Origin of the sequence: Microcystis sp. M165S2 (assembly GCF_020245885.1) — a bacterium.
Classification (GTDB): Bacteria; Cyanobacteriota; Cyanobacteriia; order Cyanobacteriales; family Microcystaceae; genus Microcystis.
On record NZ_JADBTZ010000093.1, the window covers coordinates 1 to 4,720 of the forward strand.

Consider the following 4,720-nt stretch of genomic DNA (forward strand, 5'->3'; position numbering starts at 1 on the left):
GGAGAGAAGATGCAAGGGTTTTGAGTAATTTTAGCAGATTCAGGGGCACCTGAGCGACTCTCAATCTAGCTAAAAGCCTTTTCCTGTAAGGTTTTTAGCTTTATTCAGCAAACCCTATTTAGCATCTCACGAATGTTGTTCAGATACTCCGAAATTTCTCGTACTCCTGATATACGTTCGTTAGCAATATTTGCAATGCAATCTTTCGCTATGTCTTCCGTAATCCAAGGTAGTGTAAAATCATTGGAATCAAAAAATAATTGTAAAAATTTATTGGTCAGTAGTGGTTGACCATTTGTCCAATACAGTACTTCTTGGAGTGCTTTTTCTAGATTTTTCAGTCTATCAACCCGTGCTGAATAATGTTTAAATCCCTGCCATTGGCTTAAGTCATCAAGTGTAAAATCGCCAATCTCTATCTGGGTGTTTGGGTCGAAAATACGATTGTACTGGCTATGCTCATTTAAGGATAAAGAATTCTTCTCGCCAAAGAATGCAAAGGTGATTCTCTGAAAATTTTGATTGTTAGCAACTCTGGAATTGCGTTGATTGTAGCAATAGAGTAGTGTTTGTAAAAAGTGGTGAGAAAATGCGGGAAAATAAGGTTCTTGATTCAAAAGATACTCTAGTTCATCGATAAAAATAACAATTCTGGTATCTTGAACTTTTTCTAATAAGATGTTTTCGATAAAATATTTTAAAATCTGGTCATTAGATATGTTAGTAGAAAGCCTAGCGGCTTGATAATCCTGATCGTGCGATAGCTGGTTACCATTCTGAGTCGTGAACTGTTCCGCTAGATCGTGAATAAATTCCCAATAGAAATCTTTTTCAGAACTTCTAGTTCTAAGATTACCCCCCTGATTTTTGGTCATCAGAACACTTACGCACTTAACTCCATTATTTTCAAGATGCAAGCGAGTTCTTTCTAGTAAAGAACTTTTTCCAGTTTTTGGAGGACTTAAAACAAGACAATCATCTCCATGTGATAACCTCTCATAGAGTGCCTGATCTGCTGGCCGCATTATATACATATTAGTCCCCTTTCTCCTTCAACTAATCTATCTCGAAATTAACGGCACACCTATACTTAACATATTATAGTGCTATTATTACAACACGGGGGATTGTAAAAAAAGTTAACTCCTTCTCATCCTGCCAATTTCGTCGAATCCGTCCTAGGATAGGAGAGAAGGTAGCAGTAGTTCACGAGGAGATCGAATGGTGCGCGCTCGATGGTTAGTCATAACAATAGTCACTTGTTTAGGAATTGTATCTTGCAATACAGCAGAGAAGCCTTTTTCGTGCATACCTACCCCGATCGAACAGACGGATACTCGCTCAACCCCTCTAGGCATCTCGATTCAAGTGGATGGATCTAGCTCAATGTTGGGCTACGTTAGCGATGCTGGTAGCCTCTATGTGCAAACCCTAAAACTGCTCGACGAAACCCTATCTTTAGTCAGTAAAACTCCTGTTCAATACTATCGTTCGGGAAATGCGCTCACCCGTAGTGATTTTAGAAAAGCCCAACTTCCCGCCTTTTATAATGGTACAGATTTTCCCGATGTTTCCGCTCCTATTCAAAATCTAATTGTCGAACCAGGGACAAAAAATTCCCTACAGGTTATTGTTACTGATCTCGATCAAGCATCGGGAGATGTAACACTTCTCACGAGAAAAATTCAAGAAACTTATTTAAACTCAAAGCATCCTGAATACGCCGTAGCGATTTGGGCGATTCAAAGCGAATTTGAAGGAACCGTCTATGTGCAAGAGCAAAACAGGATCAAAAAATTTCCCTTTCCCAACGAGAAATCTAGCAATAAATTTCGTCCATTTTATGTAGTTTTTATTGGTCGTCACAACGACATAACTCAATATTTTGCCAGCTTAAAAGAACGCCAAGAGAATATTTTAGCCAATAGCAAAATTGCTATTTTTTCACCCAATCATCTTGTAAAGGAACCATTTTTGTTAGATCGAGAAATTGAAGAAAAACCCGCCGAAGAAAAAGCAGTTTTAGGAGAATGGAATCTATCCTTAAATGGCTTTAGAGTTCAAGCTAAAGACCAGAATAATCAACTCTGGAAAATACCGCAAACTTCTACAGATGCGATTGAGATTTCCGATAGTGTTTCCCTTGATACGAGCGAGCATACGGTGGCGATCGATGTCCGTTCGATCGAACCCTTACAAAGCATCGAGATGCCCAATAAATTCTCGAACACATTTCAAAACTCAAAAGAAGTTTTAAAAGATGATTCCAATTTACAAAAAGCGATCAAGATCTCCAAATGGAATCTCGATTCCCCAGCTGGACAAGCTCCCCGAAAGCTAAATTTTGTCACCACGATCCACCCCGATAAGTTTCCCGAACCAGGAATTTACCTCTTCACGATCAATCTCGTCGCCAAGAATCTACAGGAACAACCTTGGTGGGAAGAGTGGAACTGGCAAATCGGCCGGGATAATCAACAAGATGGCTCGAAAACGAATAATTTACTCCCTTTTCTTCGAGGCCTAAAAACGATCACGGCCAACCTCATGGCCGAAAATCCCCCGAAAATCGGCCGATTCTGTTACGCGATTGAGAAAAATTAGGGTTTCATCACCAGGCCCTAGTAGTTGGTAAAGTTGAAATTGACGGATACAAGTGGGTTAATTTGCTTATTTTACTCCTCCCATTATCCATAATTATTGCTTTGACAGACCTCTAGGGCCGTAGAAGATGCCGTCCGTAAACGCAAAATGACCAGACCAAAACCCATCAAAGCGATCGAGGCGCGCATCCAAGACAGATAGGTGCGTTCGTTGGCTGAATGATCTCGCCAGTAATCAGGGTTAAATTTCTGCCTTGTCTTTCGGGATTTGAACAGCATAGAGGAGTTCCTCGCAGTGAACTTCAATAAAATCAAGTATTCTTTCTTCTGGTTTTAATAAATTGTTTTTATCATCTAGTTTTTCGCTTATCTTTAACCAATTCAAGGGACTTGAGCAGATTATCATCCATAAATAGGGGGAGTTTACCGTCCCATCTTTCGATCGCTTTGTTCTGTAAAACTTCTGGACTTAAGGAATCTTGGAGAATGCGATGAGCTGCCGCCTCTCCCTTAGCCAGATTGATTTTTACTTCCGATTCTTTCAGAGCTTTCAGCACCATAAAACCGGCTTTTTTAGCTTCCTGTTCGGCGATTTGTTTGGCTTCCACCGCATCGGTAAAGCGATCGGAAAAGTTGACATGAACCAAAGAAATATCATCCACACCGATATGATAATTTTTCAGTCTTTCGGTCAAACGATGATCTACTTCTCCTTTCACCTCCTCCCGTTTAGTAATTAATTCTTCGGCGGTATATTTAGCCATAACTGCCTTAAGAATTTCCTCCACTGCTGGATCGATCACTCGTTCAATGACAGCCGCTTCATCGCCAATTTGTTGAAAAATAGTATTAACTTCTGATGCTAAAATATGCCAATTCAGGGCCACATCTGTAAATACTTCCTGTAGGTCTTTGGAGGAACCTTCGGCCGCTATCTGTTCTTTTTGGATTCTCACACTTAGTTTTTTCACCGTGTTAACAACAGGAATAATCCCATGGATTCCCTCATTAAGTATTTTATCCTGTACTTGACCAAAGACCATTAAAACTCCTCTTTCTCCCGCATTGACAATCACGAAAGGATTAAAAATAATCGCCAAGATTAATAACAAAAAAAAGAGATTACTTGGTCTAGCTAAAAGACGGATTTTGAGCATTTTAATTGATAATAGAGATAGTTGATGGGATGGGGTTGCAAATAAATAAAAGGGCTGATTTTAGGTTGGTAATTAGCGATAGCTTTATCTATTTTAAGAATTTTAGCAACTAGAAAATGAAGGTAAACTTGTCCTATATTATTTAGATGAAGTCAGATTTAGTCTCGTCCATTCTCTCGCTTCTGGCTGGCAAAATATCGGGAAATAAATGTCTATTTATAGTTACCATAGTCGCCGATTAAATGTTTTAGTAATCATGAATTAAAACGATTATCTCGTTAGTTTTAGTCAGAAACTTGACCAAAAAGGCATTTATCTAAGAAAGCAATCGGGGTTATCCAGAAGCAATTATAACAAAATTTCCTTTGGTCTAAATGGTACATTCTCATGCCACCAGTCTAGCTGGTACTTTCTTTTGTAGCAATTACCTTAACACAATCTAGTTTCGGCATAAAAGATATTTTGTATAAAGGATATCTCGATAAATTGACTCGCAGAAATGGCTATGGTAGAACCCTAAATACAGTAAGCGGATAAGCCTAACTGTACCTAATTCCATCCCCTAACGAGGTCATTTAATCACCCTTTTTCCTTGATCGCACAGATCGAGGAATTTACCCTTTATTTTCGTCCGTGAGTATCTATGTCTGACCGTTACCGTTTCGAGACGCTACAAGTACACGCCGGCCGGGAACCTGCCCCCGGAACTAACGCCCGCGCCGTTCCCATCTATCAAACCACTTCCTACGTTTTCAACGATGCCGACCACGGGGCGCGACTGTTTGCCCTGGAAGAGTTCGGCAACATCTACACCAGGATCTTGACATCCTCACCGCCGTAAAACGGACGGTGATTCCCAAACCTCACGATTTAGGTTTCTGCTTCTTTCCCTTGCGGGGTTCCGCACCTGCCTTAACAGATTTACTCTGTTCTGGTCTTATGGTCGCTCTACAGACTGAC

4 protein-coding genes and 1 pseudogene are annotated in these 4,720 nt (G+C 40.1%); 2 read left to right on the top strand and 3 right to left on the bottom strand.

What is annotated here, in order from left to right:
• Positions 1-104: 104 nt before the first annotated feature.
• Complete coding sequence (locus IM479_RS05035; RefSeq protein WP_287685257.1) at positions 105-1,034, bottom strand: AAA-like domain-containing protein; 930 nt, start codon at positions 1,032-1,034, stop codon at positions 105-107.
• Between the two features lie 187 nt (positions 1,035-1,221).
• Between IM479_RS05035 and IM479_RS05040 the strand changes: the two genes are divergently transcribed.
• Positions 1,222-2,604, top strand: a complete 1,383-nt coding sequence (locus IM479_RS05040) for a hypothetical protein (RefSeq protein ID WP_287685256.1) — start codon at positions 1,222-1,224, stop codon at positions 2,602-2,604.
• A gap of 113 nt (positions 2,605-2,717) precedes the next feature.
• Here IM479_RS05040 and IM479_RS05045 read toward each other — a convergent pair.
• Positions 2,718-2,882: pseudogene (locus IM479_RS05045) on the bottom strand (YidH family protein); the annotation flags it as partial.
• A gap of 71 nt (positions 2,883-2,953) precedes the next feature.
• Positions 2,954-3,760, bottom strand: a complete 807-nt coding sequence (locus tag IM479_RS05050) for a prohibitin family protein (protein ID WP_287685255.1) — start codon at positions 3,758-3,760, stop codon at positions 2,954-2,956.
• A gap of 643 nt (positions 3,761-4,403) precedes the next feature.
• Here IM479_RS05050 and IM479_RS05055 point away from each other — a divergent pair.
• A complete protein-coding gene (locus IM479_RS05055; RefSeq protein ID WP_287685254.1) occupies positions 4,404-4,601 on the top strand; it encodes a PLP-dependent transferase in 198 nt (65 codons plus the stop codon).
• The last annotated feature ends 119 nt before the right edge of the window (positions 4,602-4,720 follow it).

Coding starts and splice junctions, on each gene's coding strand:
- IM479_RS05035 (WP_287685257.1), bottom strand. CDS start 1,034: ATGTATATAATGCGGCCAGCAGATCAGGCACTCTATGAGAGGTTATCA.
- IM479_RS05040 (WP_287685256.1), top strand. CDS start 1,222: ATGGTGCGCGCTCGATGGTTAGTCATAACAATAGTCACTTGTTTAGGA.
- IM479_RS05050 (WP_287685255.1), bottom strand. CDS start 3,760: ATGCTCAAAATCCGTCTTTTAGCTAGACCAAGTAATCTCTTTTTTTTG.
- IM479_RS05055 (WP_287685254.1), top strand. CDS start 4,404: ATGTCTGACCGTTACCGTTTCGAGACGCTACAAGTACACGCCGGCCGG.